Raw genomic sequence first — 25,522 nt, 5'->3', positions numbered from 1 at the left:
GGATGCCCGGCGGCCCCGATTTCCCCAAACCACGCTCAAAGAAAAACCCGGCGCCGCAGCGCCGGGTTTCTTTTATTCGAAAAAGCCAGAGGCTCAGGAAGCGAGCTTGCCCGCGATCTGGGCGACGTGCTTGCCCTGGAAGCGGGCGCCGGCCAGTTCGTTCTCGCTCGGCTGGCGCGAACCGTCGCCGCCGGCCAGCGTGGAAGCGCCGTAGGGCGTGCCGCCGGAGACTTCGTCGAGACCGACGAGGCCGGCGAAGCTGTAGGGCAGGCCGACGATCACCATGCCGTGGTGAAAGAGCACGGTCTGCGTGGAGGTGATGGTCGTCTCCTGGCCGCCATGCTGGCTGGCCGTGGACGTGAACACCGAGCCGACCTTGCCGATCAGCTTGCCGGCGAACCACACGCCGCCAGTCTGGTCCCAGAAGTTCTTCATCTGGGAGGCCATGTTGCCGTAGCGGGTCGGGGTGCCGACGATGATGGCGTCGTAGGTTTCCAGCTCGCCGACCGTCGCGATCTCGGCGGTCTGGTCCATCTTGTAGCCCGACTGCTCCGCAAGCTGCTGGGGAACCAGCTCGGGAACGCGCTTGACGGCGACTTCGGCGCCGGCTTCACGCACGCCGTCGGCGACGGCTTGGGCCATCTTCTCGATGTGGCCGTAGCTGGAATAATAGAGTACGAGAACCTTGGTCATCAGGGACCCCTTTCAAGGCGTAGGCGCACAACCTACTTGGGAGAGCGGAGAAGTCCACGGCGTGAACAGAGTGTAGCGCCCCGGTGGACGACGTTTGTTCCCTGCGACCCTCCTCCGGGCTTCAAAATCGCCCCTCTCCCTTGACTCTGCAGGGTGCCCTGCTTATCTGCACCATGCCTGTTAGCACTCCCCTCGGGTGAGTGCCAAGGCACGGTTTCAACGGGTGCATTTACGCGCCATAGCCGAAGGACATGAGGCAGCGATGCAGTTCCGCCCTCTCCATGATCGTGTTGTTGTCCGCCGCGTCGACTCTGAGGAGAAGACCAAGGGCGGCATCATCATTCCGGATACCGCCAAGGAAAAGCCGCAGGAAGGCGAAGTGATCGCCGTCGGCCCGGGCGCTCGCGACGAGTCCGGCAAGGTCCAGGCGCTCGACGTCAAGGCCGGCGACCGCGTTCTGTTCGGCAAGTGGTCGGGCACGGAAGTCAAGATCGACGGTGAGGATCTCCTGATCATGAAGGAATCCGACATCATGGGCGTCGTCGCGTAAAGCGACCGCCCTTCCCCGTCCTCCCCCAAATTTCTTTGCAGGAGCCTTAAGCAATGGCTGCGAAAGACGTACGTTTCTCCTCCGATGCCCGTGAGCGCATGCTCCGCGGCGTCGACATCCTCGCCAACGCCGTCAAGGTGACGCTCGGCCCGAAGGGCCGCAACGTCGTGATCGACAAGTCCTTCGGCGCTCCGCGCATCACCAAGGACGGTGTCACGGTCGCCAAGGAAATCGAGCTTGAAGACAAGTTCGAGAACATGGGCGCCCAGATGGTTCGTGAGGTCGCTTCCAAGACCAACGACATCGCTGGCGACGGCACGACCACGGCAACCGTTCTCGCCCAGGCGATCGTGAAGGAAGGTGCCAAGTACGTCACCTCCGGCATGAACCCGATGGACCTGAAGCGCGGCATCGACATCGCCGTCGCCGAAGTCGTCAAGGACCTGCAGGCGCGCTCCAAGAAGATCAACGCTTCCAGCGAAGTCGCCCAGGTCGGCACGATCTCCGCGAACGGCGACAAGGCCGTCGGCGAGATGATCGCCGAGGCGATGCAGAAGGTCGGCAACGAGGGCGTCATCACGGTCGAGGAGGCCAAGAGCCTCGAGACCGAGCTTGAAGTCGTCGAGGGCATGCAGTTCGACCGCGGCTACCTCTCCCCCTACTTCATCACCAATGCCGAGAAGATGATCGCGGATCTGGAAGATCCCTACATCCTCCTGCACGAGAAGAAGCTCTCCAACCTCCAGGCGATGCTGCCGGTCCTCGAGGCCGTCGTGCAGTCCTCGCGTCCGCTGGTGATCATCGCCGAAGACGTCGAAGGCGAGGCCCTGGCCACGCTCGTCGTCAACAAGCTGCGCGGTGGCCTGAAGGTCGCTGCCGTCAAGGCTCCGGGCTTCGGCGATCGCCGCAAGGCCATGCTGCAGGACATCGCCACCCTCACGGGCGGCCAGGTCATCTCCGAAGACCTTGGCATCAAGCTTGAGAATGTCACCCTCGACATGCTTGGCCGCGCCAAGAAGATGACGATCACCAAGGAAGAGACCACGATCGTCGACGGTTACGGCGACAAGGCCGACATCGAAGGCCGTGTCTCGCAGATCAAGGCGCAGATCGAGGAAACCTCCTCCGACTACGACCGTGAGAAGCTGCAGGAGCGTCTGGCCAAGCTCGCCGGCGGCGTCGCGGTGATCCGCGTCGGCGGCGTGACCGAGATGGAAGTCAAGGAAAAGAAGGACCGCGTCGACGACGCCCTGAACGCGACCCGCGCGGCCGTGGAAGAAGGCATCGTCCCCGGCGGCGGCACCGCTCTGCTCCGCGCCAAGAAGGTCGTCGAGGGTCTCTCCTCCCCGAACCCGGACGTCCAGGCCGGCATCAAGATCGTCCTCAAGGCGCTTGAAGCCCCGATCCGCCAGATCGCCGCGAACGCTGGCGTCGATGGCTCGATCGTGGTCGGCAAGGTGCTGGAAACCGAAGGCAACTTCGGCTTCGACGCCCAGACCGAGGAATACAAGGACCTCGTCCAGGCCGGCATCATCGACCCGACCAAGGTCGTCCGTACCGCCCTGCAGGACGCGGCTTCGGTCGCCGGTCTGCTGGTCACCACGGAAGCCATGATCGCCGACGCTCCCCGCAAGGAGTCTGCGGCCCCGGCGATGCCCGGCGGCGGCATGGGCGGCATGGGCGGCATGGACTTCTAAGAAGTCCGGTCCTCATCGAGTGAATGCGAGCGGGGCCCTCTGGGCCCCGTTTTGCTTTTCAGCGGGTTCCTTCCGCTGCGAGGCGCTGAACAATAACGGCCTTGACGAGCAGAATTGATGAACAATGCGTTCGTCGCGATCCGCGTCTCGCGCGATCCTGTAGGAGTGGTCCATCACTGGATGGAGATCCCCATGGACTCGCTGAGAGCACCGCTCGTTCTGATCGGCCGAATTTTGATTGCCTACATCTTCGTCGTGTCCGGCTGGGGCAAGCTGACCGGCTATTCCGCGACGGCCGCCTACATGGCATCGCACGGCGTGCCCGGCGCCCTGCTGCCGCTCGTCATCCTGACGGAACTCGGCGGCGGGCTGCTGATCGTCTTCGGTCTCGGCACGCGCGTGGTGGCGTTCCTGCTCGCCGGCTTCACCATCCTGACGGCGCTGTTCTTCCACAACGACATGGCCGACCAGGGCCAGGCGATCAACTTCATGAAGAACGTCGCGATTGCCGGCGGCTTCCTGTTCCTGACCGCCTTCGGCCCCTGCGCCTGGTCGCTGGATAGCTGGATCGCCAGCCGCCGCCGCGTCGGCGTGCGCCTCGGCGCCTGACCGATCCCGCAGATCGCATGAGAGGGGCGTCGCTCCGGGAGCGGCGCCCTTTTTCGTTTCAGCCGAAGACCGCTTCCGCCGCCTGCAGCGAGACGGGATAATGGCTGCCGGAGAGCGCCTCCAGAAGCGCCCTCGCCGCCCCGGCCGTACCGCCGGACCAGTCCGCCCCGCGCGATATCACGAGATTGGCCTCCGAGCGCAGGACGACCCCGTCCTGCAGGATCTTGAGGTGGTTCGCCACAAGGGTGGATCCCGTCGAGGTAATGTCGACGATCAGGTCCGCCTTGCCGGCCGCCGGCGCTCCCTCCGTGGCGCCGAGGCTCTCCACGATGCGGTAGAGCGCGATGCCGTGGCGCGCGAAGAACCCCTGCGTCAGCGTCCAGTATTTCGTGGCGATTCGCAGCCGTCGCCCATGACGCGCCAGGAATCCCGCCGCGACATCGTCCAGATCTTCCATGGTGTGGACGTCGATCCACGCATCCGGCACGGCAACCACCACGTCGGCATGGCCGAAGCCCAGCCGGCAGACGAGGGACACGCGCCGGTCGGAATCCACGATGGTCTCGCGCACGAGATCTTCGCCGGTGACGCCGATATGGACCTGCCCGGTCGCCAGTTCATGGGCGATCTCGGAGGCCGACAGGAAAGCGATCTCGATATCGTCGCGCCCGATGACCCGACCGCGATAATTGCGGCTGCCCCCGAGCTTCTCGATCGGCAGCCCGGCCGCGGTGAGGACGGCAGCCGCCTGTTCCTGCAATCGCCCCTTTGAGGGCACGGCGATGACCAGGCAGTTTCCCGAGCCGCTCATGCGTTCTCTCCAGCGCCTGCCGCCTGGGCACCGACGGGTGACGGTTCGTCCAGCCGGATGGTGAAGCCGATGGCAGGGATCGACGCGGGGGCGCCCAGCACCTGCATGAGCCGGTCGTAACGACCGCCTCCGGCGAGCGGATAGGGATAGTTCTGCGCGCGTACGTCGAAGACAAGGCCGGTATAATAATCGAGAGGGCGGCCGAACCCGGCGGCGAAGCGGATGCGAACGCCGGGGGAGCCCGTGCCGATCGCCTCCGCCGTGGCGGCAAGCGCTTCCAGCGCCGGGCCGAGATCCACGCCGGCGCCTTGCGCAAAACGGTTCAGCTCATCGGCGGCGCGGTCGACCTCCGCTTCCAGCGACAGGAACGCCCTGAGCGCCTCGATGACGCGGGGGGAAAGGCGCGTCTCGGTGAGAGCCTGCTGGTCGAGGTAACGCTCGGCGATCTCGGTGGCCGAACGGCCGGGATCGAGATAGCCCTGCGCCGCGAGCCGCGCTTGCAATGCGCCGGTCAGCGCATCGCGGTCGCCCGCCTCCGCCGCCTTCCGAAGTTCAGCGTCGAGCGCCGGGCGGCCCTCGCGCGGCGAGGAAAGACGGGCGAGATGGGCCGCCATGCGGGCGGGCAGGCCGAAGGCCCGGCGCAGCCGCCGCTGCCAGGCGGGCGGGATTTCCAGCGCCTGCAACAGCGCGGTGAAGAGCGCGATGTCGCCGACCTGCACATTGATATCGCCCGCGCCCAGCGAAGAGACGCCGGAAACCGCGAGCTTCAGGATTTCCGCGTCGACTTCGGGCGCGCTGGCGCGGCCGATATCCTCGTACCCCGTCTCCAGCCGCTCCGGCGAGCCGGTATCGTGGCGACGGAAAACCACGCCTTCATAGGCGTAGCACCTGGGCGCCGCGGCGTGGGCGAGATGGTGCAGGCAGACCGGAATCGTAAAGTCGGGGCGGAGCGCCAGCCGTTCGCCGGTGGGACCTTCCGTCACGAACATGCGGCGGCGGATATCCTCGCCGGCCGTTTCCAGGAACGGATCGGCGGGATGCAGGACCGGCAGGTCCAGCCATTCCGCTCCCACCGCGTCGAAGAGCGCCTTCAGGCGCCCCTCGCCCACTCCAAAGTCTGCCCCGGATGCTGGCATTTCAGGATCAGCCTTCCGTCTGCCGGGCCAGCAGATCGCGCACGGCCTGCACCAGCGTGTTCCGGTCGGCGTCGAACTGCGCCGGGCGCTCGGCTCGCCAGGTCTGGTTGTCGGCAATGGTCTCGGAAAGGCGCTTGCCCTCCACGAGATCCTTGATCTGCACCTTGCCCTCGATCGCTTCCTGGCTGCCCTGGATGATGACGCAGGGCGCATTGCGGCGGTCGGCATATTTCAGCTGCGCCTTCATGCCGGAGCCGCCGAGATAGAGCTCGGCGCGAATACCGGCCTCGCGAAGCTCGGACACCATGCGCTGATAGTCACCCATGCGATCGCGATCCATCACGGTGACGACCACCGGGCCGGTCGCGCCCTCGCTGCCCAGCTTGCCCAGGGCTTTCAGGGCCGAGGCCAGACGCGAGACGCCGATGGAGAAGCCGGTCGCCGGCACGTCCTCGGAGCGGAAACGCCCGACCAGCCCGTCATAGCGGCCGCCGCCGGCCACCGAGCCGAAGCGCACGGGCTCGCCCTTTTCGTTGGTTACCTGGAAGGTCAGCTCGGCCTCGTAGACGGGACCGGTGTAGTATTCCAGGCCGCGCACCACGGACGGATCGATGCGGATACGGTCCGCCTCGTAGCCCGCCGCGTGGATCAACTCGGCGATCTGTTCGAGTTCGCCGATGCCTTCCAGATAAAGCGCGTTGTCGAAAAGCGAGCGCAGCGTCTTCAGCGTATCGGCGTTCTCCGTCAGCTTGAGCTCGTGGTGGCTGCCTTCCAGCTCGATCACCTCGTGACCGCCCGCCAGAAGCTCGGCCGCATGACCGGTCACGTCCGCCGCCTGCCCGGCCTCCACGTAGGAGAGCAACTTCTCGATCTGCTCGGGGGCGAGGCCGGCGCCCTTGGTGAAGTCGCCGCTCTCGTCCTTGCGACCGGCGCCCAGCAGCAGGCGAACGCCTTCCGGCCCAAGCCGGTCCATCTTGTCCACGGCACGCAGCACCGTCAGGCGCGTGGCGGCATGCTCGTCGCCGGCGAGCCCGATCGCCTCCATCACGCCATCCAGCACCTTGCGGTTGTTGACGCGGATCACGTAGTCGCCGCGCTTGACGCCGAGCAGCTCCAGCGTGTCGGACGCCATCATGCAGATCTCGGCATCGGCCGCGGCGGAGGGCGCGCCGACGGTGTCCGCGTCGAACTGCATGAACTGGCGGAAGCGGCCGGGACCGGGCTTCTCGTTGCGGAAGACCCAGCCGAAGCGGTAGCTGCGATAGGGCTTGGGCAGCGCCTCGAAATTCTCCGCGACATAGCGGGCGAGCGGCGCGGTCAGGTCGTAGCGCAGCGACAGCCACTGCTCGTCATCGTCCTGGAAGGAGAAGACGCCCTCGTTCGGGCGGTCGAGATCGGGCAGGAACTTGCCCAAGGTCTCTGTCAGCTCCACGAACGGCGTCTCGACCGGCTCGAAGCCATAGCGCTCGTAAACGGCCCGGATCGCATCCGTCATGCGGGTGACCGCACGGATATCGTCGGGGGTGCGATCGGCAAAGCCGCGCGGGAGACGCGGCTGCAACTTCTGCTTCTTGGATTGGCCGGCCATGATCACGTCAAAAACTGGGAAAAGCCCGCGGAAACGAGCCTGCCTTCCCCTTAAGACAATGCGGCGCGGGCAACAAGTTTTCGCTGCAACTCGGGCCGTCCGCCGATTCTAGATCGGTCGGGCGAAACCGGCGCGCGCGGCCTCGACCGCCTCGCGGCAGCAGCAGCCTTCGAGATGATCGTTGACGAGCCCCATCGACTGCATGAAGGCGTAGCACGTCGTCGGGCCGACGAAGCTCCAGCCGCGCCTGCGGAGTTCCTTCGATAAGGCCACCGATTCCGGGCTCTGGGTGATGGCGCGCAGTGTTTCCGGCCCGACATGCGTCGGCCGCATTTCCGGCTTCGGCTCGTAGCGCCAGATGAACGCGGCGAGCGAACCCTCCCGCTCGACAAGCTCCAGCATGCGTCGCGCATTATTGACGACGGACGCGATCTTGCCGCGATGGCGGACGATGCCGGCGTCTCCGAGGCACCGCTCGACCTCCGCCGGGCCGAAGCGCACCACGGTTTCCGGGTCGAAACCGGCGAAGGCGGCCCGGAAGGCTTCCCGCTTTCTCAGGATCGTCAGCCAGGAAAGGCCGGACTGGAAGCCCTCCAGGCAGATCTTCTCGAACAGCCGGCGATCGTCGCCGACGGGCCGGCCCCATTCCTCGTCATGGTAGTCGCGGTAGATCGGGACATTGCCCTGCCAGGAGCAGCGAAGCCGGCCGTCCTCGCCCGCCACCAGCCCGTCCGTTCGCTCGGCCATCGCCACCGCATCCCCACTTCAACCCTTGATTCACCTTAGCCGGAGGAATCCCGTCCGCCAGACCGGAAGCGCGCCGGAATTTACCCTTCGGAGGGACAAGCCGGACCAAGCTCCAGCAGAACCGCCGTGCCCCGGCCTTCCCGAGAAGAGCATGTTTCCCTCGATGAAGAAGATCCCCACTCTCGCGCTCCTGGCTCTTGGCAGCCTTGCCGGCGCAGCCGCTCCCGGCGTCGCCTCCGCGCAGCATTACGTTCATCCCGATCCCCGGGTCGAGCAGCAATGGATCGACCAGCTGCAGCCCCTGCCGACCTGCGAACCGACGGTCCGGGCCGCGCCGGTGCGCTACCAGCAGCCGGTCTATGCTGCTCCGGTCTACGCGTCTCCCGTTCGCGAGCGGGCCTATGTCACGCCCGTTGCGGAAATCCGCCCGGTCGACCAGCGGCGCGGGTTGCTGCAGGTCATGTTCGCGCCCCAGCCGGACGCGGTCGTGATCGCGCCGCCCCCGCGCGCCATCTATGTGGTGCCGAACGGGCCGACGGCGATCCGACCGGCCATGCAGCCGGTGTCGCTGATCTCGCCGGGCGCACCCTCCGTCCAAGCCGCCCCCGCCCGCACGGTGGCGCCGGAATTCCTGCCGACGGTGGTGAACTACAACACCAGCCAGGCGCCGGGCACGATCGTGATCGATACGTCCTCGCGCCACCTTTACCTTGTCATGGCCGGAGGCAAGGCACGGCGCTATGGCGTCGGCGTCGGCCGCGAAGGCTTCGCCTGGTCCGGCACCGCCCATATCGGCCGCAAGGCGGAATGGCCGACCTGGACGCCCCCGTCCGAAATGCGCAAGCGCCAGCCTTATCTGCCGGCCTCCATGGCCGGCGGCACGCGCAATCCGCTCGGCGCCCGCGCCATGTATCTCTACCGCAACGGACAGGACACGCTGTTCCGCATCCACGGCTCCAACGAGCCCTGGACCATCGGCCACGCGGTTTCCTCCGGCTGCATTCGCATGCGCAACGAGGACGTGACGGACCTTTATTCCCGTGTCGGCGTCGGCACCACGGTCGTCGTCCGCTGAATCGAGAAGCGCCGGAGGCGACAGCCTCCGGCAGCCCGACCGATCAGGCCTCTGTCGAGGTGACCTGCTTCATCGCATCATAGAATTTGCGCATCAGCCGCACCAGTTCGTCCATCTCTCCGGCGTCCCAGGTTTCGAAGATCGCCCGACCGAACCGCTCGCGTGCGGCATCCACCAGATCGGTCATCGCCTTGCCCCTGGGAGCGATGACCGCCTCCCGGACCCGGCGGTCGACCTGACTTCCCCGCCGCTCCACGAGATCAAGACTTTCCAGCTTCGCCACCTTCCGACTGACGGTCGTGTAGTCGCGCCCCACGCGGTCGGCCAGATCGACCACGCCGGTCGGTCCGAAACGCTCGATGCTGACGAGCAGTGGAAACAGCACGCGGTCGAGCGGGATGCCGGCGGCCTCGATCAGCATGTCATTCGCGCATGCGGCCGATTCAGCATGCCCACGATATCGAGAACGGCTCCGTGAAGCTCGCGCAGCTTCTCCGAGCGGACGTGGTGCCCTCGGCACAGTGCATTCCCCTGCCGGACGAGATGGATGACATCACCGCCGCGTCCATCGCCAATCCCGGCATGTCCTCCTGGGCGGCACTCACCGAACGCGCAAAGCTGAGGACCGGCGAACCCGTTCTGGTCAACGGTGCCACGGGGGCCGCGGACTCCTTGGCCGTGCAGATCGCCCGCCATCTTGGCGCGGCGAAGATCATCGCGACGGGCCGCGATCCCGAGGCGCTGCATTCCCAGGGGGAACTCGGTGCGGATGTGACGATCGCGTCGACGGCGACGAGGCCGCATTGGAAGGGGCGCTTCGCGAGCCGTTCGCCGGGGGTTTCGATGTCGTACTCGATTATCTCTGGGAAAAGCGCGGAACGGCTGCTGGTGGCCGGCGCGAAAGCCGGAGCGGACGCGGTGCCGATCCGCCTTGTGCAGTTCGGATCGATCAGCGGTCCGAAAATCACTCTGCCCGGTGCCGTGCTCCGATCCTTCGCTATCGAATTGATGGGCAGCGGCAGCGGCAGCATCCCCCTGCCTCGCATGATCAAGGCCATGGAGGGCGTTCTGCAGGCGCGGTGCCGGCGGGCCTGCGGATCGCCACCACGCCCGCGCCGCTGGCGGAGGTCGAAGCGGCCTGGAGACGGGACGACAGCAAGCGCCGCACCGTCTTCACGCTGCCCGGCGCCTGAGTCGGCCTAGACGCGTTCGCCGCTGCGATTGTGGCCCGTGCGGTGAATACGGCGGAGATTGCGGCGGCTCTTCTCTTCCTCCTCCGCCTCGTCCTCCGCCTTCCACGCGCCGCCGAGCCCGTCTTCCACGTAGAGTTCCAGCACCAGCGTCTTCACCGCCGCGCTGATCGGCACGGCGAGCGCCAGGCCCGGAATGCCGAAAAGCGCCCCGAAGAGAAGCTGGAAGCCCAGCGTATAGGCCGCCGGCAGGCTCACTACCCGCTCCTGCACCATCGGCGTCACGATGTTGCTCTCCAGTGCCTGGATGACGAGATAGGCGCCGAGGCCGTAGAGCGCCATGGACGGGCTCTGCGCCAGCCCGGCGAGGATGATGATACCGCCGGCGACCGTCGGACCGATGGTCGGGATGAAGACCAGGAGGCCGGACATCACCGCCAGCAGCAGCGGGAACGAGAAGCCGAGCACCCAGAGGATCAGCAGCGTCGCCACGCCGACGATCGCCATGCTGACGAGCTGGCCGAGAAACCAGCCGCGCATCGCCACACCCGCCTCGTCCAGCGCCTCGCCGACGCGCTCCCGCTTCTCCTTCGGCAGGAGGCTCAGGAAGCCCATCTTGTAGGTTTCGGGCTCCCAGGCGAGAAACGCGCCCAGGAACAGCATCAGCACGAAATTGCCGACCACGCCGAAGCCGGCGACCACGGCATTGGTGGCGCCGCCGAACATCGCACCGCCCGAGGGCAGCAGGTTCTTCAGGCTCTCGCCGGACAGGAACGGCAGGTGGCTGGAGGCGATGAGGTCGTTCAGCTTCTTGGTCTGTTCGGAAAAGGTGGAGGTGAACCGTCCCGCCTGATCGACGAGCGTGGCACCGCCCCAGGAAACCGCGCCACCCAGCACGATCATCAGGATCAGGAACAGGGCGACCAGCAGGATGCTCCGCCTGACATGCAGGATGCGGCCGAGAGCGGAGGCGCCGGCATCGAGCACCACGGCCAGAAGCAGCCCGCCGAAGATGACGAAGAAGGCGGCCGAGCCCTTCCACAGGATGAAGCAACCCGCGGCCAGCGCCACGAAGATAGAGGCAACCAGCACCGTCAGTCGGGCGACGGCGCCCGGCGACCAGGCATTCTCCGGGGTTTCAGACGCCATCAAGCCACTCCATCGAAAGATGTGGGCTCAAACGAAAAGCCGGCCCACCGCGGTAGCAGTGAACCGGCATCGCATGTTCCTGTTCCCGAAGCCGGGTAAGTTTTCTCTAGAGCGGTGAACGCTTGGCGGACACTTGGGTCGGCGTGGCGTTGCGGGCCTTGGCCTCCGCGCGGCGGGCATGCAGCACCGGCTCGGTGTAGCCGTTCGGCTGCTCGCGTCCCTTGAAGACGAGGTCGCAGGCGGCCTGGAAGGCGACGCTGCCCTCGAAATCCTCCGCCATCGGCCGGTAGAGCGGGTCGCCCTCGTTCTGCCGGTCCACCACCGCCGCCATGCGCTTCATGGTCTCCATCATCTGATCGTGGCTGGCGACCTTGTGGTGCAGCCAGTTGGCGATGTGTTGGCTGGAGATGCGGAGCGTGGCGCGGTCCTCCATCAGACCGACATCGTGGATGTCAGGCACCTTGGAGCAGCCGACGCCCTGATCGACCCAGCGCACGACATAGCCGAGAATGCCCTGCGCGTTGTTGTCGAGCTCCTGCTGGATCGCGTCTGCCGGCCAGTTCGGCCTGGTCGCGACCGGGATGGTCAGGATCGCGTCGATATCGGCGCGCTTGCGGCTCTTGAGCTCGGCCTGCCGCGCGGCGACATCCACCTTGTGATAGTGGATCGCGTGCAGCGTCGCGGCGGTCGGCGACGGCACCCAGGCGGTGTTCGCGCCGGCCATCGGATGGCCGATCTTGGCCTCCAGCATGTCGGCCATCCGGTCCGGCATCGCCCACATTCCCTTGCCGATCTGCGCATGGCCCTGCAACCCGCATTCCAGGCCGACATCGACGTTCTGGTTCTCGTAGGCGCCGATCCAGGCGGCGGCGCGCATGTCGCCCTTGCGGATCATCGGCCCGGCCTCCATCGAGGTATGGATCTCGTCGCCGGTGCGGTCGAGAAAGCCCGTATTGATGAAGACCACCCGGTCCCTCGCGGCGCGGATCGATTCCTTGAGGTTCAGCGTCGTGCGCCGCTCCTCGTCCATGATGCCGATCTTCAGCGTGTTGCGGGCAAGGCCCAGCGCGTCCTCGATCCGGTCGAAGAGATCGTTGGCGAAAGCCACCTCCTCCGGCCCGTGCATCTTGGGCTTGACGATATAGACGGAGCCGGCGCGGCTGTTCAGATGCCGCCCTTCCGGCCCGATATCGTGCAGCGCGATCGCGGCGCTGATCATGCCGTCCATCAGCCCTTCGAACACCGGCGCGCCCTCGCCGTCGAGGATCGCGTCGATGGTCATGAGGTGACCGACATTGCGTACAAGCATGGTACTGCGGCCGGGCACGGTGACCTCGCCCCCATCCGGCGCGGTATAGGTGCGGTCGGGATTCAGCTCGCGCCGAACGGTGCGGCCGCCCTTGTCGAAGGTCTCGATCAGGTCGCCCTTCATCAGGCCCAGCCAGTTGCGATAGGCGAGGACCTTGTCCTCGGCATCGACGCAGGCGACGGAATCCTCGAAGTCCATGATCGTGGTCACGGCCGATTCCAGTACGAGATCGGAAACGCCGGCCGGATCGTCGCGGCCGATCTGGCTTTCCCGGTCGATGCGGATTTCCGCGTGGAGGCCGTTGTGGCGGATCAGGATCGCCTCGGGAGCTTCCGCCGGGCCGCGATAACCGGCGAAGACGCCCTCGTTCGCCAGGCCCGTCTCGCCGTCGCCCTTCAGCGAAACCGCGAGCTTGCCGTTCTTCACGGCATAGCCCGTCGCATCGCCGTGGTGCCCCTTGGCCAGCCGGGCCGCTTCGTCGAGGAAGTCGCGCGCGAAGGTGATCACCCGCTCGCCGCGGGCCTTGTTGTAGCCCTTGCCGCGCGCCGCCTCGCCCTCCTCGGGGATGGCGTCGGTGCCGTAGAGCGCGTCATAGAGGCTGCCCCAGCGGGCGTTCGCCGCGTTCAGCGCGTAGCGGGCATTGGTGATCGGCACCACGAGCTGCGGGCCGGCAATCGTGTTGATTTCCGCATCCACGCCGGACGTCGAGATGCTGAACTCGCCGCCTTCCGGCACGAGGTAGCCGATAGAGGTCAGGAACGCCTTGTAGGCGTCGATGTCGGAAACCTTGTCGCGGTTGTCGCGATACCAGCGGTCGAGCTGTGCCTGGAACTCGTCGCGCTTCTTCAGGAGATCGCGGTTGCGGCCGGTGAAGTCGCGGACGATCCCGCCCATCGCGTTCCAGAATGCGTCCGGCTCGATGCCGGTGCCCGGCAGCGCTTCGCCATTGACGAAATCGTAGAGCTCCTCGGCCACCTGCAGCCCGCCTGCATTCACCCGCTCGGTCATCTCACGCTCCCGCTCTCATCGTCGTCATGGATCCTTGCCTTGCTGATAGAGCAGATGCCGCCGGGAGGCAAAGATCCGCTGCGTCGCTCCCCCATGCGACGGAACGACCCTTCGCAGGCCGCGTTTCAGATGGCGAAGAGGAGAGGACTCGCAAGATGAGCAATCTGAACACGGCAGTCGGAACTCCGGGCGGAGCGAAACCAGGCTGGCAGGCCTCTGGCCTTGCCGCGGCTCCCGGCGAAGACGTGACCCCGACGGGCATTCCCGAGCCGGCCCCGGATGTCACCGAGGGTGACGGCGGGATCGACATCCAGCCGGGAACGCAGACCCCCGGCAAGTCCTGGCATTCCGAAGATCACGAGCCCGGCCAGTCGGAAGGCAATCTCGACAAGAGCCTGGAAGACAGCTTCCCGGCCAGCGACGTTCCCGCCGCGGTCCAGCCGCCCAAGGAAGCGCCGGACAAGTCGAAGTTCAATTACTGATTTGCAAAAGGCATTCCCAAAGGGCCGGCGCTTCGCCGGCCCTTTTCATCAGAAGAGGCTGCCCTGCCTGGAGCCCGGCACGGGCACCCGGGCTTTCGTCGGCTTCGGAAGCTTCTGCGCACGCGGCTTCGGGGAAGCGGACAGAGCCGGAGGCTCGGAGCTTTCCCCGGTGATCGAGGCCGCGACCGCGCCGTCGGCGAAGCGGATGGCGATGCTGTCACCGAGCCGCAAATCTGCCGCCGAGCCGATCCGGCCCCCATCGGCGTCGGTCACCAGCGCGAAGCCCCGCGCCAGCATCGCCTCTTCGGAGAAGAGCTGGCCGTAGGATTGCAGCAGCCGCGACGCCTGCTCGAAGCGTTCGCGCTGCCGGCGCACGATGCGGCCGACGCAGCCGATCTGCAGCCGCGCACCCGTCCGGTCGAGATCCCGCCGTTCCTGCCGCAGCCGCGCCGCATGGGCCGCCACAAGCCGGCGATGGACGGCCTCCACCCGCTCCCGGCCCTGCGCGGCGGAACGGGTGAGGAGCATCGGCGACAATCGCGCCGTCACCGCGTCGGCGCTTCGGCGCTTCAAAGCGACTTCCGAGCCGAGCGCCCGACCGAGGCGGCTGCCGACATGATCGAGCCGCTGCCGGGGCATGGCCAGAAGGCCGGAGAGCGACGGCATCGCGCGCGACAGCGCCAAGAGCTCCCGGCGGCGAGCTTCCATGCAGCGCCAGAACACGGCCTCGTGGCGGGAGGCGAGATCGCCGGTAACCGCCAGCAGCTCGGAGCGAACAGGCACGGCCTTTTCAGCGGCACCGGTCGGCGTCGGAGCGCGAAGATCGGCGGCGAAATCGATCAGCGTCCAGTCCGTCTCGTGACCGACGGCGGCGATGGTGGGGATCCGGCTCTCCGCCACGGCGCGGATCGCGACTTCCTCGTTGAAGGCCCAGAGATCCTCGATGGAGCCGCCGCCCCGCGCGACGATCAGGAGATCCGGCCGGGGAAGCGCCCCGGAGCCGTCGATGGCGTTGAAGCCGCGCACGGCATTGGCGACTTCGTCCGCCGCGCCCTCGCCCTGCACCCGCACCGGCCAGACGAGCACGCGGCTCGGGAAACGGTCGCGCAGCCGATGCAGGATATCGCGGATCACGGCGCCCGTCGGGGACGTGACCACGCCGATCACGGACGGCAGGTAGGGGATCGGCCGCTTGCGGCTCTCGTCGAAGAGACCCTCGGCCTGCAGCTTGCGCCGGCGCTCTTCCAGCAGCGCCATCAGCGCGCCCTCGCCCGCCGGCTCCAGGCTTTCGATGACGATCTGGTACTTTGAGCGGCCGGGGAAGGTCGTGAGCTTGCCGACGGCGATCACTTCCAGGCCTTCCTGCGGCTTGAAGCGCAGGCGGGTAAAGGTCGTCTTCCAGACCACCGCGTCGATGCAGGCCTTGTCGTCCTTCAGCGTGAAGTAAGCGTGGCCCGAGCCGACCGTGCCGCGAAAGCCGGAAATTTCGCCGCGCACGCGGACGTGCTCGAAATTCTCCTCCACCGTCCGCTTCAGCGCGAAGGAGAGTTCCGAGACCGTGAATTCGGCGACGTTGGTGGCAGGCGCGACTTGCTGGCTCATGCGTGCAGTCTTGACGCCCGCGCGTTCCCCGTTCAAGTCCACGATCGAGACAAACTCTCTGAACCGCACCGGATGAGAATCGACTTCCGCAGCCAACGCCTCTTTCTTGACCAGCCGCTTGCCCCGGGCGCGGCGATCACGCTGGACAAGGCGCAGGCGAACTATCTGCTGAACGTGCTCCGCATGGCGGAGGGCGACCGCTTCCTCGCCTTCAACGGACGCGACGGCGAATGGCGGATGCGCATCGCGGAAACCGGCAAGCGGACCTGCGGCCTCGTCGCGGAAGAGCGGATGAGGCCGCAGCCCCCGCCGGGCGACCTGCATTACCTCTTTGCGCCGCTGAAGCACGCCCGTCTGGACTACATGGTGCAGAAGGCGGTGGAGATGGGCGCCAGCGCCCTTCGTCCGGTGCTGACGCAGCATACCCAGGTGAACCGCATCAATTCCGAACGCATGCGGGCCAATGCGATGGAAGCGGCGGAGCAATGCGGCGTGCTGGCGCTGCCGACCATCGAGGAAACCGTCGCGCTGGAAGCGGCGCTCGATGATTGGGACCCCGCCCGCCGACTTGTCTTCTGCGACGAGGATGCGGAAATCGTGGACCCCGTCGAAGCGCTTCGCGCCGTGCCGCGGGGTCCGGTGGCCCTCTTGATCGGGCCGGAGGGCGGTTTTTCCGAACAGGAGCGCCGGATGCTCTTGTCTAAACCCTTTGTTGTCGCCATTTCGCTCGGTCCGCGCATCCTGCGCGCCGATACCGCCGCCGTGGCCGCCCTGGCCATTGTGCAGGCGGTTCTCGGCGACTGGCGCGACGGACTTTACCCGGCCGCGTCCTCTTGATTAAGGTCGCCGGCCTCGCAAGGAGTTTCCATGGCGCGTGACACCGCCGATCACACTTTGATCGAAAATCGCGACCAGCTCGCCGCCTATCTGGAATCCGGATCCAAACCCGAAGCCGAATGGCGCATCGGGACCGAGCACGAAAAGATCGTCTTCTATCGCGACGGCAACCGCCCCGTTCCCTATGAGGGAACGGCGGGCATTCGCGCGCTGCTGGAAGGAATGCAGGCGCTGACCGGCTGGGAGCCGATCCACGACGAGGGCGCGATCATCGGCCTCGCCGATGCCGCCGGCGGTGGCGCGATCTCGCTGGAGCCCGGCGGCCAGTTCGAGCTTTCCGGCGCGCCGCTCTCCTCCCTGCACCAGACGCGGGACGAGCTGGCCGGGCACCTGGCGCAAGTGAAGCAGGTCGCCGAGCCGCTGGGCATCGACTTCCTGGCGCTCGGGTTCAGCCCGAAATGGACGCGGGCGGAAACGCCGGTCATGCCGAAATCGCGCTACCGCATCATGACCAACCACATGCCGCGCGTCGGCTCCCTCGGTCTCGACATGATGTACCGCACCTGCACGGTGCAGGTGAATCTCGACTTCAAGAGCGAGGCGGACATGCGCGACAAGCTTCGCGCCAGCCTCGCGCTCCAGCCGATCGCAACCGCCCTCTTCGCCAATTCCCCCTTCACCGACGGCCGGCCGAATGGCTTCCAGACGTTTCGCGGCGAGATCTGGAAGGATACGGACACGGCGCGGACGGGCGGTCTGCTCTGCGCGTTCGGCGACGATTTCGGTTTCGAGCGCTACACGGACTGGGCGCTCGACGTACCGATGTATTTCGTCGTCCGCGACGGCCGCTACCACGACATGACGTCGGTCACGTTCCGCCAGTTCCTGGAAGGGGGCGCTCCGGATACGCTTCGGGACAAGACGCCCACCATGGGCGACTGGAAGAACCACCTCTCCACGCTTTTCCCCGACGTGCGGCTGAAGACCTTTCTTGAGATGAGAGGCGCCGATTGTGGCTCGCCGGAGATGATCGTGGCGCTTTCCGCCCTCTGGGTCGGCCTGCTCTACGACTGCGCGGCGCTGGATGGCGCGTTGCAGCTCGTCTCCGGCTGGAGCGCGGAGGACCGGCTCCTGCTCCGCAACGATGTGCCGAAGGCGGCACTTGCCCTGCCATTCCGCGGCGGTGCCGTTCGCGATGTGGCCCGCGAGATGGTGGAACTCGCCAAGGGCGGCCTCCAGCGCCGCGCCGTCGTTGCGAACGGCGAGGACGAGACCACCTTCCTCGCGCCGCTGGAGGAAATCCTGTCCTCCGACCGGACCGATTCAGACCGCCTGCTGGGCCGTTTTTCCGGCGCGTGGGGCGGCTCCATAGAGCCGGTCTTCACGGAAAACACCTACTGAAACGGAATAAGCCCGAGGCGATCGCTCGCCTCGGGTGCTGCCTGTTTTTCAGGCCGCCAAGGGATGGACGATCCTGCGGATCGCCAGGGCCTGCGGATCGCCAGGCGAGTTGGGCACTGGACGATCCTGCGGATCGCCAGGCGAGTTGGGCACTGGACGATCCTGCGGATCGCCAGGGGCGGGACGGCTTCAGGCCGCCAGGGGCAAGCTGACCTGGCTCAGGCTAGCCAGGATATGCTCTTCCAGACCTTCGGCGAGGCGGCTCTCGGCCTTGGCCGAGCGAAGCACCGCGATTTCGCAGCGCGGCAGCCCGGGGAAACCCTCCTCGACACCCAGCACGCGCATGCCCGGCTGCACGGCCGAGAGCGGCAGCACCGAGATCGCCAGACCGGCCAGCACCGCGGCGCTGACGGCGCTTGCATTCGAGCTGGAAAACGCGACGCGATTTTCGCGACCGACGAATTCCAGCGAACGAAGGGCCGTACGCCGCCAATCGCAATAGGTGCTGCCGAGGGCCAGCGGCAACAGTTGCTCCTCGTGCACGTTGTGCCGCTCCGAGGTTACCCAGACCAGCTGCTCGCGCCGCGCCACGACGGGCGATAGCCTCGATGCCGCGTGGCAGCTCGTGATGATGGCGATGTCGAGTTCGTCATTGTTTATCGCTTCCAGCAGCGACTCCGTCGGCAGGCAGACGACCGACATTTCCGCCAACGGATGGTGGGCCGCGAACCGCCCCAGAATTTCCGGCAGGAAGGTGGCGTAGTCGTCAGGCGTGCCCAGCCGGATCGTGCCGGCCTGTTCGGCCGTATCGAAGGCGGCGAGCGTTTCCGCCTGCAGGCGCAGCAACCGGCGCGCATAGGGGAGCAGCCGCTCGCCTTCGGCGGAGAGCCGGCTCGCGCGGCCGTCCCGCTGGAAGAGCGGCTTGCCGATACGCTCCTCAAGCTTCCGCATCTGCATCGAAACGGCCGACTGGGTCTTCGCCACGACCTCGGCGGCACGCGTGAAGCTCCCGCCTTCGGCGATGGCGATAAACGTTCTCAGCTGGTCGGGATCAAGGGGGAGCATGGCTCCAATTCCATCAAGAAGATTGATACGTCCCATCATAAACATTCGTTGGACGCATAGGTCAAGGAGGAGCATCCCGGTGCTGCGCACGAAACGCGCCAGGATGAGGAAAGGACACGACAATGTTGCGGTTCATGGTTGCACGGGCAGAGAAGCATTCGGGTTTGCCGAAGGTGCTGCGTCCGATCGCCGCCATCTGGTTCATGGGTGCTCGAATTGCCAAACGCGCCAGAAACCGCCGAGCCGTAGCCCGTCTGGCCACGTGGGACGCCCACACGTTGAAAGATATCGGCCTGACGCCGTCCGACGTACATCTGGCGCTGGCCGTACCACTGCATGAAGATCCGTCCACGCGGCTGATGTTCTGGTCGCTGGAGCGTCGCTCCGCGCGCATGGCGAACTATCGGGACATGGAGGCTCGCGCCCGCAAGTCGCGGGTTCGCCTGGACGCCCCGGCCAGCCGCGCGCCGAAGAACGAGAACGACCTGATCGCGTAAACGCCGGTAGCGATCGGCCCCACGAGAAAGCCCCGGAGAACCCTCCGGGGCTTTGTTCGTTTCGAGCAGGCCATTACTCGGAAAGCACCCGCGTTGCCGGGAAAGTGACGGCGACGACCGTCCCCTCGCCCCGCGTGCTCTTGATGGAGAAGGCGGCGCGGTTTGCCTCCACCAGCGCCTTGGTGAGCGGCAGGCCCAGCCCGGTGCCGGTCCGCTCGCGAAGGGCGGAGGTGTTGACCTGCCGGAACGGCTCCATGGCGCGGACCAGATCTTCCTCGTTCATGCCCTCGCCGGTGTCGCGCACCCGCAGGATCGCCTCGCCTTTTTCCGCCAGCGAGGTGGATACGATGACCTGTCCGCCGGGACCGGTGAACTTCACGGAGTTGGACAGGAGGTTCAGCACGATCTGGCGCAGCGTCCGCTGGTCGGCGACGAGCGCCGGCACGTCGCGCGACAGGCTGGAGCGCAGGATCACATGCGCCCGGTTCGCCTGCGGCTGCATCAGCGCCATGCATTCGCGCACGAGATCGTTCAGCGACACGGCCGCGAAATGCAGGTCGAGCTTGCCGGCCTCGATCTTGGAAATATCGAGAAGGTCGTTGACGAGGCTGACCACATGCTCGCCGGAAGTGCGGATGTCGCGGAGATATTCGCGGTACCGCTCGTTCTCGACGGGGCCGAAGCGCTCCTCGATCATCACCTCGGCAAAGCCGATGATGGCATTCAGCGGCGTGCGGATCTCGTGGCTGACGCGGGCGAGGAAGTCGGACTTCTGGCTGGACGCCGTCTCGGCATTCCGGCGCGCCGCGACGAGGTCGGCTTCCGTCCGCTTCCACGGCGTGATGTCGCGCAGCACCGCGCAGAAGCGGCCGCCATGCTCGTCGCCGATGCGGCCCATCGTCATGAAGAGCGGAATGGTCGCGCTGCCCACGCGGCCCTCTACTTCGCGGCCTTCGTTGATCAGGCTGGCGACGCCGTTGTCGCGAAGACCGTTCAGGTAATCGAGCGCCGACTGGAAACTCTTGGCCGTGAGCAGTTCGCGAAGGGTCTCGCCCTCCACGTCCGACGAGTCGATGCCGAACAGCGCCTCGGCGCTGGCATTCAGGCTCTCGATCCGGCCTTCGCGATCGAGGATGACCACGCCGTCGGTCGCCGTGTCCAGAATGGCCGTGAGTTCCTGGACCCGCTGCTGCGTGCCGCGGTCGAACGCGACCGGCGCGACAGTCGGCACCATTCGCTCAGCCCGGGGCTCGGCCGGGGGCTCAGCCAACGACTCAGGCCGGGGCTCCGGCTGCTCGTCCTCCGCCGAAAGCGCCTCCATCCGGGCCGGGCTTTCCGGCGTTTCATGGGGCGCGATATCCGGAATTTCCGGACCGGGGGCCGGCTCGCTCGGTATCTCCGGCTGCGGCTCGGACGGCTCGTCTGGAATCTCGGGCTGCGGCGTCGGGTTCGTCGGCTCTTCCGGCTGCGGCTCCGGTGTTTCCGGGGGCTGCGGTTCGCGGACGGGTTCGGAGGCCAAAGGCGACGCTTCCGCCCGGGTTTCTTCGACTGGCTGGCTGGCGGGCTCCGCCGCGGCCAGTTCCGCTGCCGCCTCGCTGGCCTGGGCAGCCCGGCGCAGCGGCTCCTCGATACGATCCCGAAGAGCGAGCGCGATCTCCTCGAAGGCGACGCGCTCCTGCGGCGAGAGGCGCGCGAAATCCGGCAGCAGCTCAAGGTCGGCGCGGATCGGGATCACGTTGCCGGGCGTGGCGAGCGGCGCTTCCTCATAAGGCGGAATCTGCTCGACGGGCGCGGACGGTTCGCCATCCTCGCGGCCGAAACGGGCGTCGAAGGCGTCCGGCATCAGGGCTTCCGCCGGCTTCAGCACGCCGAAGCCGCGATAGCCCTGAAAACTCTGGTCCAGCCCGAAGACCGGCAGGGCCGTCAGTTCCACGGGGATGCGCACCGCGGTCTCTTCCACCGGCCACCATGCGGTGAGCCCGCTCCAGGTATCGTGCCGCCCCATCATGTTGCCGATCCGCTGGCTGGGATCGAGACGCAGGCGGGAGGCGGCCTCGCCCCAGCGCTCGCCAACCACATCGGCGTTGCGACCGACAAGCTGTTTCAGGCCCGGCGAGACGAAGAGGAAGCGCCCGTCCGGATCGGTCTGCCAGAGAAAACGGACAGGACCGCGCGGCAGGCTCGACGGGCGGGCGGACTGCCCTGACGGGGAAGTCTCTGCCGGGCGCGCCGGGCCGCCCTGCTCGGAACGAGGCTCTGACCATGACTCCGGTCGGCTTTCGCCGATGGAGGTGACACGCGCAACGCCGCGCCCGCGTTCCGAGCGGATCCGGGCCTCAGTCTCGTCGCGGAACGAGACGACCAGCGGCATCTCGGGATCTCGGGCCGCCTCGCCGGTCTCTTCGGCCTGCGCGGGGATCTCTTGCGCCGAACCGTCCCGCTCCTCGACCTCGGCGATTGCCGTCACTTCGGGCTCGTCGATCTCCAGCTCGGTCGCGATTTCCGGTTGCCCGGCCACTGTCTCGCCAAGGGCCTCAGCGGCATTCATCGGATCGGAGGGAAGGGGGGGCGCCAGGGCCACGGCCTCGGGCGCGGCCGGCTCTTCCGCAACGGCGACCGATGCCTGCGGCGGGACGACGGCGGCAACGAGCGGAGCCGGCTCGATCACTTCGGCCACTTCGGCCACTTCGGACCGGGGACGGAGCGCCAGGTAAAGCGTCCGGCCGGATGCCTCGATCCGGGTTGCGCTCGGGGAGAAGGCCAGTGCCGTTCCAGATCCGGCGCCGCCTTCGCCATCCGAAGCGAGGAGGCGCTGGCTCGCGTCGAACAGCGAGGCGATGCTGTCGCGATCCGACAGGAAGCGGCTGATGGCGATTTCGCTGGCGCCGGAGCGGAGCGGAGCCATCGTCGCCACAGCGAGAAGTCCGCGCTCGCCGGAACCGGTGCGCACGCGGCGGCATTGCGCGGGGATCGTCAGCGAGCGGAGGCCCGACATGAGGCGAAGCCTTGCCATGGTGCTGCCGCCCTCGGGGGCCGCGCGCCAGACGGTTTCCAGATCGCGACGAAGCGGATGATCGGATGCCCAGTGACGAAGGGCGAGCGCGGCGAAAGCCTCGTGACCGAGCTGCTCTCCGCCCGCCATGTTCGACCACTCCACGCGGCTGCCGTCGCGCGACCACACCCAGGCCGGACGGGCGTCCATAAGCAGGGCGCCGACCTCGGGCAATGCGCTGAAAGCCAGGAAGGAATTCCGCCAGTGCGTCATCTGCCAACCGTTCTCACGCCGATACGCCACCCTAACATAATGGTAAATGAAAGGTTATTGGTGCAGGTATCTGCATGCACTGAGTCGAGCGATGTCTCCGCATCCTTTTCCGCTGAATGGTTAACGCGGATTCGCTTCCCCGAGGGCAAGTCTGCGGTTCGATGCCATTGAAATATGGCTGATTCGCGCTCATGTAGCGACCCGACCGATGAGGTACGATATCGGCGCAGGAGCCGTAAAGCCGGCGGAGGGCACTATCCCCGGACAGGCTGCTCCGGGTTGGTCGATCCCCGCGGCGCGCGGCGCTCCAGGCCCCTTGCCTTGCTATCCAATGTGGCGCAAAAGCGGGCCATGTACTCCGCGACCACACATGGCATCCGGGTGACCGTCGAGCCTCAATACATGGAAGACGAGTCCGATCCCGTCGAGGCACGATTTTTCTGGGCCTACACCGTGGAGATCGAGAACGGCTCGACCGGTCCCGTCCAGATCATCGCCCGCGACTGGACCATCACGGACCAGACAGGCGCGGTGGAATCGGTCAAGGGCCTCGGCGTCGTCGGCGAGCAGCCGGTCATCGAGCCCGGCTCGTCCTTCAGCTATACGAGCGGCTGCCCGCTGAAGACGCCCTCCGGCTTCATGGTCGGCACATACCAGGCGGTCGGTTCGGAAGGCGAGGTCTTCACCATCGAGATCCCGGCCTTCTCCCTCGACCTGCCGGATACCCGCCGCGTCCTGCACTGAGCGCCGGGCCAAGGGCTTCCCGCCGCCTCAGGAGCCGAATGTCGGTACCTGAAGCGTAAGGAGCCGGGATCGTCACGAGCCGGAGGCCGGCTCCGGGATCGTCGCCGGGAACTCGTCGCGCTCGAAGCGGTATTCCGTGCCGCAGAATTCGCACCGCACCTTGATGTCGCCCTCGGCGGCAGCCCCGTCGAGCTCCTCCGGCCCGAGTTGCAGCAGCACGCGCGAAATGCGCTCGCGCGAGCAGGAGCAGCGCTCTTCCAGATAAATCGGTTCGAAGACGCGCACGCCGCTCTCATGGAAGAGGCGGTAGAGCAGCGTTTCCGCCGAAACCTCGGGATCCGTGAGCTCGTGATCCTCGACCGTGTCCACCAGCGCCGAGGCTTCCACCCAGGCGTCGTCGTCGGGATGCTCGTGCATCGGCTCCGCCGTCTCCGGCACGTCGCCGCCCGGCAGGTCGCGCCGTCGCAGGCGATCTTCCGAATAAGGCAGGAACTGCGCGATGATGCCGCCGGCGCGCCAGCTGTGGCGAGGCGCGCCTTCCTCGTCGCGGTCGAACATTTCGGCCACGGCGATGCGGATGCGCGTCGGGATCTGCTCGGACTGACGGAAGTAGGTATGAGCCGCCTCTTCCAGCGTTTCCGATTGCAGCGGCACGAAGCCCTGGTAGCGCTGCGAGCTGTGGCCCTGCTCCACCGTCATGGCGAGCGTGCCCTGCCCGAGGAGAGAGACGGCATCGGCCTTGCCGTCCGCCACCGCCGCCGAGACCGCTTCCGCGTCGAAGGAAGCGGTGGCGCGAATCTGGCCGGGCATGCGGATATCGACCACGATCATGGAGACCGGGCCGTCCGTCTGGGTCTGCAGGATGAAGCGGCCGAAATCCTTGAGCGAGGTGGAAATCAGCGACGCGAGAACCGCCGCCTCGGCCATCAGCTTCTTCACCGGAAGCGGAAAGTCGTGACGGTTGAGGATCGTGTCGATCGACGCGCCAAGCGTCACGGTGCGACCGCGCACCTCCAGCTTGTCGACCTGAAAGGGCAGCGCGCGATCGTCGCTTCCCCTCACCTCGGATTGTTCGTGACCGTGATCTTCCGCGTGTTCGTGCTCGTTCTCGTCTCTCGGCCCGTGTTCGGCTTCCGACATCAATCCGCTGCTCCAAGACACCAGGCGAGAACGCCCTTTTGCGCGTGCAACCGGTTCTCGGCCTCGTCGAAGACCACCGATTGCGGCCCGTCCATCACGTCCGCCGTCACTTCCTCGCCCCGATGGGCGGGAAGGCAATGCATGAAGATCGCCTCGGGTTTCGCCCGCGACATAAGGCGCGCATTCACCTGGTAGGGCATCAGGAGGTTGTGGCGGCGCTCCGCCTCCTCGTCGCCCATGGAAACCCAGGTGTCCGTCACGATCGCGTCGGCTCCCTCTGCGGCTTCTTCCGCATCCTGGCCGAAGCGGATATCGGCTCCGCTTTCCGCCGCCCAGCGCGTCAGCCGCTCCGAGGGGGCGAGCTCCGGCGGCGTCGCCACGTCGAGCCGGAAGCCGAAACGGTCGGCCGCATGGACCCACGAAGCCAGCACGTTGTTGCTGTCGCCGGTCCAGACGATCTTGCGACCCTTGATCGGCCCGCGATGCTCCTCGAAGGTCATGACGTCGGCCATGATCTGGCAGGGATGAGACAGCTTGGTGAGGCCGTTGATCACCGGCACGGTGGCGTTTTCCGCCAGTTCCGTCAGCGCGTCATGGTCGAGGATGCGGATCATGATCGCATCGACATAGCGCGACAGAACGCGGGCCGTGTCGGCGATCGTCTCGCCGCGGCCGAGCTGCATTTCCTCGCCGGTCAACATCAGCGTCTCGCCGCCGAGTTGCCGCATGCCGACATCGAAGGACACGCGGGTACGCGTGGAGGGGCGCTCGAAGACCATGGCCAGCACGCGGCCGGCCAGCGGGCGCGCATGCCCGTCGGCCATGCCGCTCTTGATGCGCTTGCCGGTGTCCAGAATGGTGCGGAGGGTTTCCGGCGAATGGTCCGTCAGGTCCAGAAAGTGACGAAGCTCTGTCATGGAATGTCTT

21 protein-coding genes and 2 pseudogenes are annotated in these 25,522 nt (G+C 66.8%); 10 read left to right on the top strand and 13 right to left on the bottom strand.

Translation table 11 applies throughout. The annotated features are described in order from the left end of the window. Positions 1-93 precede the first annotated feature (93 nt). Positions 94-693 carry an NAD(P)H:quinone oxidoreductase gene (gene wrbA, locus BMY25_RS00855; RefSeq protein ID WP_092494701.1) on the bottom strand — a complete coding sequence of 200 codons (600 nt, stop codon included), beginning with the start codon at positions 691-693 and terminating at the stop codon, positions 94-96. A gap of 262 nt (positions 694-955) precedes the next feature. On the opposite strand from wrbA, the gene groES reads away from it, so the two are divergent. The 3 genes from groES (at position 956) to BMY25_RS00840 (ending at position 3,549) form a co-directional block, all read left to right on the top strand. After that, positions 956-1,243, top strand: a complete 288-nt coding sequence (gene groES, locus BMY25_RS00850; protein ID WP_092494700.1) for a co-chaperone GroES — start codon at positions 956-958, stop codon at positions 1,241-1,243. A gap of 53 nt (positions 1,244-1,296) precedes the next feature. After that, a complete protein-coding gene (gene groL / locus BMY25_RS00845) occupies positions 1,297-2,940 on the top strand; it encodes a chaperonin GroEL (protein WP_092494699.1) in 1,644 nt (547 codons plus the stop codon). A gap of 117 nt (positions 2,941-3,057) precedes the next feature. Further along, positions 3,058-3,549: a DoxX family protein gene (locus tag BMY25_RS00840; protein ID WP_238858072.1), complete on the top strand. Its 492-nt coding sequence runs from the start codon at positions 3,058-3,060 to the stop codon at positions 3,547-3,549. A 109-nt stretch (positions 3,550-3,658) separates the two neighbouring features. On the opposite strand, the pseudogene hisG reads toward BMY25_RS00840, so the two are convergent. The 4 genes and pseudogenes from hisG to BMY25_RS00820 form a co-directional block, all read right to left on the bottom strand. Beyond that, positions 3,659-4,360: pseudogene (hisG, locus tag BMY25_RS00835) on the bottom strand (ATP phosphoribosyltransferase); the annotation flags it as partial. Further along, a complete protein-coding gene (locus BMY25_RS00830) occupies positions 4,357-5,496 on the bottom strand; it encodes an ATP phosphoribosyltransferase regulatory subunit (protein ID WP_092494697.1) in 1,140 nt (379 codons plus the stop codon). The gene BMY25_RS00830 and the pseudogene hisG, both read right to left, overlap by 4 nt. A gap of 7 nt (positions 5,497-5,503) precedes the next feature. After that, on the bottom strand, positions 5,504-7,084 hold the full coding sequence (hisS, locus tag BMY25_RS00825; RefSeq protein WP_092495128.1) for a histidine--tRNA ligase: 1,581 nt from the start codon (positions 7,082-7,084) through the stop codon (positions 5,504-5,506). 108 nt (positions 7,085-7,192) lie between these two features. Continuing rightward, positions 7,193-7,831, bottom strand: a complete 639-nt coding sequence (locus BMY25_RS00820) for a DNA-3-methyladenine glycosylase I (protein ID WP_092494696.1) — start codon at positions 7,829-7,831, stop codon at positions 7,193-7,195. 151 nt (positions 7,832-7,982) lie between these two features. Between BMY25_RS00820 and BMY25_RS00815 the strand changes: the two genes are divergently transcribed. Then, entirely contained in the window at positions 7,983-8,906 is a 924-nt protein-coding gene (locus tag BMY25_RS00815; protein WP_238858071.1) for a L,D-transpeptidase, read from the top strand. 43 nt (positions 8,907-8,949) lie between these two features. Here BMY25_RS00815 and BMY25_RS00810 read toward each other — a convergent pair. Beyond that, positions 8,950-9,428, bottom strand: a pseudogene (locus BMY25_RS00810) (MarR family winged helix-turn-helix transcriptional regulator). Here BMY25_RS00810 and BMY25_RS00805 point away from each other — a divergent pair. After that, positions 9,339-10,109, top strand: coding sequence for a quinone oxidoreductase family protein (locus tag BMY25_RS00805; protein WP_143061844.1), 771 nt, complete (start codon positions 9,339-9,341; stop codon positions 10,107-10,109). The pseudogene BMY25_RS00810 and the gene BMY25_RS00805 overlap by 90 nt on opposite strands. Here the strand turns inward: BMY25_RS00805 and BMY25_RS00800 are convergent. After that, positions 10,106-11,245 carry an AI-2E family transporter gene (locus BMY25_RS00800; RefSeq protein ID WP_092494694.1) on the bottom strand — a complete coding sequence of 380 codons (1,140 nt, stop codon included), beginning with the start codon at positions 11,243-11,245 and terminating at the stop codon, positions 10,106-10,108. The two genes, BMY25_RS00805 and BMY25_RS00800, sit on opposite strands and share 4 nt — an antisense overlap. Before the next feature lie 106 nt (positions 11,246-11,351). Next, positions 11,352-13,562 carry a malate synthase G gene (locus tag BMY25_RS00795; protein ID WP_092494693.1) on the bottom strand — a complete coding sequence of 737 codons (2,211 nt, stop codon included), beginning with the start codon at positions 13,560-13,562 and terminating at the stop codon, positions 11,352-11,354. A gap of 155 nt (positions 13,563-13,717) precedes the next feature. Between BMY25_RS00795 and BMY25_RS00790 the strand changes: the two genes are divergently transcribed. After that, positions 13,718-14,044: a hypothetical protein gene (locus tag BMY25_RS00790; protein ID WP_092494692.1), complete on the top strand. Its 327-nt coding sequence runs from the start codon at positions 13,718-13,720 to the stop codon at positions 14,042-14,044. Between the two features lie 48 nt (positions 14,045-14,092). Here BMY25_RS00790 and xseA read toward each other — a convergent pair whose 3' ends face one another. Then, on the bottom strand, positions 14,093-15,646 hold the full coding sequence (gene xseA / locus BMY25_RS00785; RefSeq protein ID WP_092495126.1) for an exodeoxyribonuclease VII large subunit: 1,554 nt from the start codon (positions 15,644-15,646) through the stop codon (positions 14,093-14,095). 72 nt (positions 15,647-15,718) lie between these two features. Here xseA and BMY25_RS00780 point away from each other — a divergent pair, with 72 nt between their 5' ends. Then, on the top strand, positions 15,719-16,483 hold the full coding sequence (locus tag BMY25_RS00780) for a 16S rRNA (uracil(1498)-N(3))-methyltransferase (RefSeq protein WP_092494691.1): 765 nt from the start codon (positions 15,719-15,721) through the stop codon (positions 16,481-16,483). A 30-nt stretch (positions 16,484-16,513) separates the two neighbouring features. Beyond that, entirely contained in the window at positions 16,514-17,884 is a 1,371-nt protein-coding gene (locus tag BMY25_RS00775) for a glutamate--cysteine ligase (RefSeq protein ID WP_092494690.1), read from the top strand. A 189-nt stretch (positions 17,885-18,073) separates the two neighbouring features. Here BMY25_RS00775 and BMY25_RS00770 read toward each other — a convergent pair whose 3' ends face one another. Beyond that, positions 18,074-18,949 (bottom strand): LysR substrate-binding domain-containing protein, encoded by an 876-nt coding sequence (locus tag BMY25_RS00770; RefSeq protein WP_092494689.1) that lies wholly within the window; start codon positions 18,947-18,949, stop codon positions 18,074-18,076. A 122-nt stretch (positions 18,950-19,071) separates the two neighbouring features. On the opposite strand from BMY25_RS00770, the gene BMY25_RS00765 reads away from it, so the two are divergent. Then, the gene (locus BMY25_RS00765; RefSeq protein WP_092494688.1) at positions 19,072-19,446 is read left to right on the top strand and encodes a YjiS-like domain-containing protein; all 375 of its coding nucleotides are present in this window, start codon (positions 19,072-19,074) and stop codon (positions 19,444-19,446) included. Positions 19,447-19,519: 73 nt separating this feature from the next. On the opposite strand, the gene BMY25_RS00760 is transcribed toward BMY25_RS00765, so the two are convergent. Further along, entirely contained in the window at positions 19,520-22,711 is a 3,192-nt protein-coding gene (locus tag BMY25_RS00760; RefSeq protein ID WP_143061843.1) for a sensor histidine kinase, read from the bottom strand. Between the two features lie 351 nt (positions 22,712-23,062). Between BMY25_RS00760 and apaG the strand changes: the two genes are divergently transcribed. Further along, a complete protein-coding gene (apaG, locus tag BMY25_RS00755; RefSeq protein ID WP_092494687.1) occupies positions 23,063-23,455 on the top strand; it encodes a Co2+/Mg2+ efflux protein ApaG in 393 nt (130 codons plus the stop codon). A 72-nt stretch (positions 23,456-23,527) separates the two neighbouring features. On the opposite strand, the gene BMY25_RS00750 is transcribed toward apaG, so the two are convergent. Then, positions 23,528-24,595 carry an Hsp33 family molecular chaperone gene (locus BMY25_RS00750; protein WP_092494686.1) on the bottom strand — a complete coding sequence of 356 codons (1,068 nt, stop codon included), beginning with the start codon at positions 24,593-24,595 and terminating at the stop codon, positions 23,528-23,530. After that, positions 24,595-25,512, bottom strand: a complete 918-nt coding sequence (gene argF, locus BMY25_RS00745) for an ornithine carbamoyltransferase (RefSeq protein ID WP_092494685.1) — start codon at positions 25,510-25,512, stop codon at positions 24,595-24,597. The genes BMY25_RS00750 and argF overlap by 1 nt, the downstream gene beginning before the upstream one ends. Positions 25,513-25,522 lie beyond the last annotated feature (10 nt).

The sequence above is a fragment of the Faunimonas pinastri genome (assembly GCF_900110915.1).
Classification (GTDB): domain Bacteria; phylum Pseudomonadota; class Alphaproteobacteria; order Rhizobiales; family Afifellaceae; genus Faunimonas; species Faunimonas pinastri.
This window is presented reverse-complemented; position numbering and strand designations above follow the sequence as displayed.

Bases quoted from the DNA above. Each gene is read 5' to 3' on its own strand.
- wrbA (WP_092494701.1), bottom strand. From the start codon at position 693: ATGACCAAGGTTCTCGTACTCTATTATTCCAGCTACGGCCACATCGAG.
- groES (WP_092494700.1), top strand. From the start codon at position 956: ATGCAGTTCCGCCCTCTCCATGATCGTGTTGTTGTCCGCCGCGTCGAC.
- groL (WP_092494699.1), top strand. From the start codon at position 1,297: ATGGCTGCGAAAGACGTACGTTTCTCCTCCGATGCCCGTGAGCGCATG.
- BMY25_RS00840 (WP_238858072.1), top strand. From the start codon at position 3,058: ATGAACAATGCGTTCGTCGCGATCCGCGTCTCGCGCGATCCTGTAGGA.
- BMY25_RS00830 (WP_092494697.1), bottom strand. From the start codon at position 5,496: ATGCCAGCATCCGGGGCAGACTTTGGAGTGGGCGAGGGGCGCCTGAAG.
- hisS (WP_092495128.1), bottom strand. From the start codon at position 7,084: ATGGCCGGCCAATCCAAGAAGCAGAAGTTGCAGCCGCGTCTCCCGCGC.
- BMY25_RS00820 (WP_092494696.1), bottom strand. From the start codon at position 7,831: ATGGCCGAGCGAACGGACGGGCTGGTGGCGGGCGAGGACGGCCGGCTT.
- BMY25_RS00815 (WP_238858071.1), top strand. From the start codon at position 7,983: ATGTTTCCCTCGATGAAGAAGATCCCCACTCTCGCGCTCCTGGCTCTT.
- BMY25_RS00805 (WP_143061844.1), top strand. From the start codon at position 9,339: ATGCGGCCGATTCAGCATGCCCACGATATCGAGAACGGCTCCGTGAAG.
- BMY25_RS00800 (WP_092494694.1), bottom strand. From the start codon at position 11,245: ATGGCGTCTGAAACCCCGGAGAATGCCTGGTCGCCGGGCGCCGTCGCC.
- BMY25_RS00795 (WP_092494693.1), bottom strand. From the start codon at position 13,562: ATGACCGAGCGGGTGAATGCAGGCGGGCTGCAGGTGGCCGAGGAGCTC.
- BMY25_RS00790 (WP_092494692.1), top strand. From the start codon at position 13,718: ATGAGCAATCTGAACACGGCAGTCGGAACTCCGGGCGGAGCGAAACCA.
- xseA (WP_092495126.1), bottom strand. From the start codon at position 15,646: ATGAGCCAGCAAGTCGCGCCTGCCACCAACGTCGCCGAATTCACGGTC.
- BMY25_RS00780 (WP_092494691.1), top strand. From the start codon at position 15,719: ATGAGAATCGACTTCCGCAGCCAACGCCTCTTTCTTGACCAGCCGCTT.
- BMY25_RS00775 (WP_092494690.1), top strand. From the start codon at position 16,514: ATGGCGCGTGACACCGCCGATCACACTTTGATCGAAAATCGCGACCAG.
- BMY25_RS00770 (WP_092494689.1), bottom strand. From the start codon at position 18,949: ATGCTCCCCCTTGATCCCGACCAGCTGAGAACGTTTATCGCCATCGCC.
- BMY25_RS00765 (WP_092494688.1), top strand. From the start codon at position 19,072: ATGTTGCGGTTCATGGTTGCACGGGCAGAGAAGCATTCGGGTTTGCCG.
- BMY25_RS00760 (WP_143061843.1), bottom strand. From the start codon at position 22,711: ATGACGCACTGGCGGAATTCCTTCCTGGCTTTCAGCGCATTGCCCGAG.
- apaG (WP_092494687.1), top strand. From the start codon at position 23,063: ATGTACTCCGCGACCACACATGGCATCCGGGTGACCGTCGAGCCTCAA.
- BMY25_RS00750 (WP_092494686.1), bottom strand. From the start codon at position 24,595: ATGTCGGAAGCCGAACACGGGCCGAGAGACGAGAACGAGCACGAACAC.
- argF (WP_092494685.1), bottom strand. From the start codon at position 25,512: ATGACAGAGCTTCGTCACTTTCTGGACCTGACGGACCATTCGCCGGAA.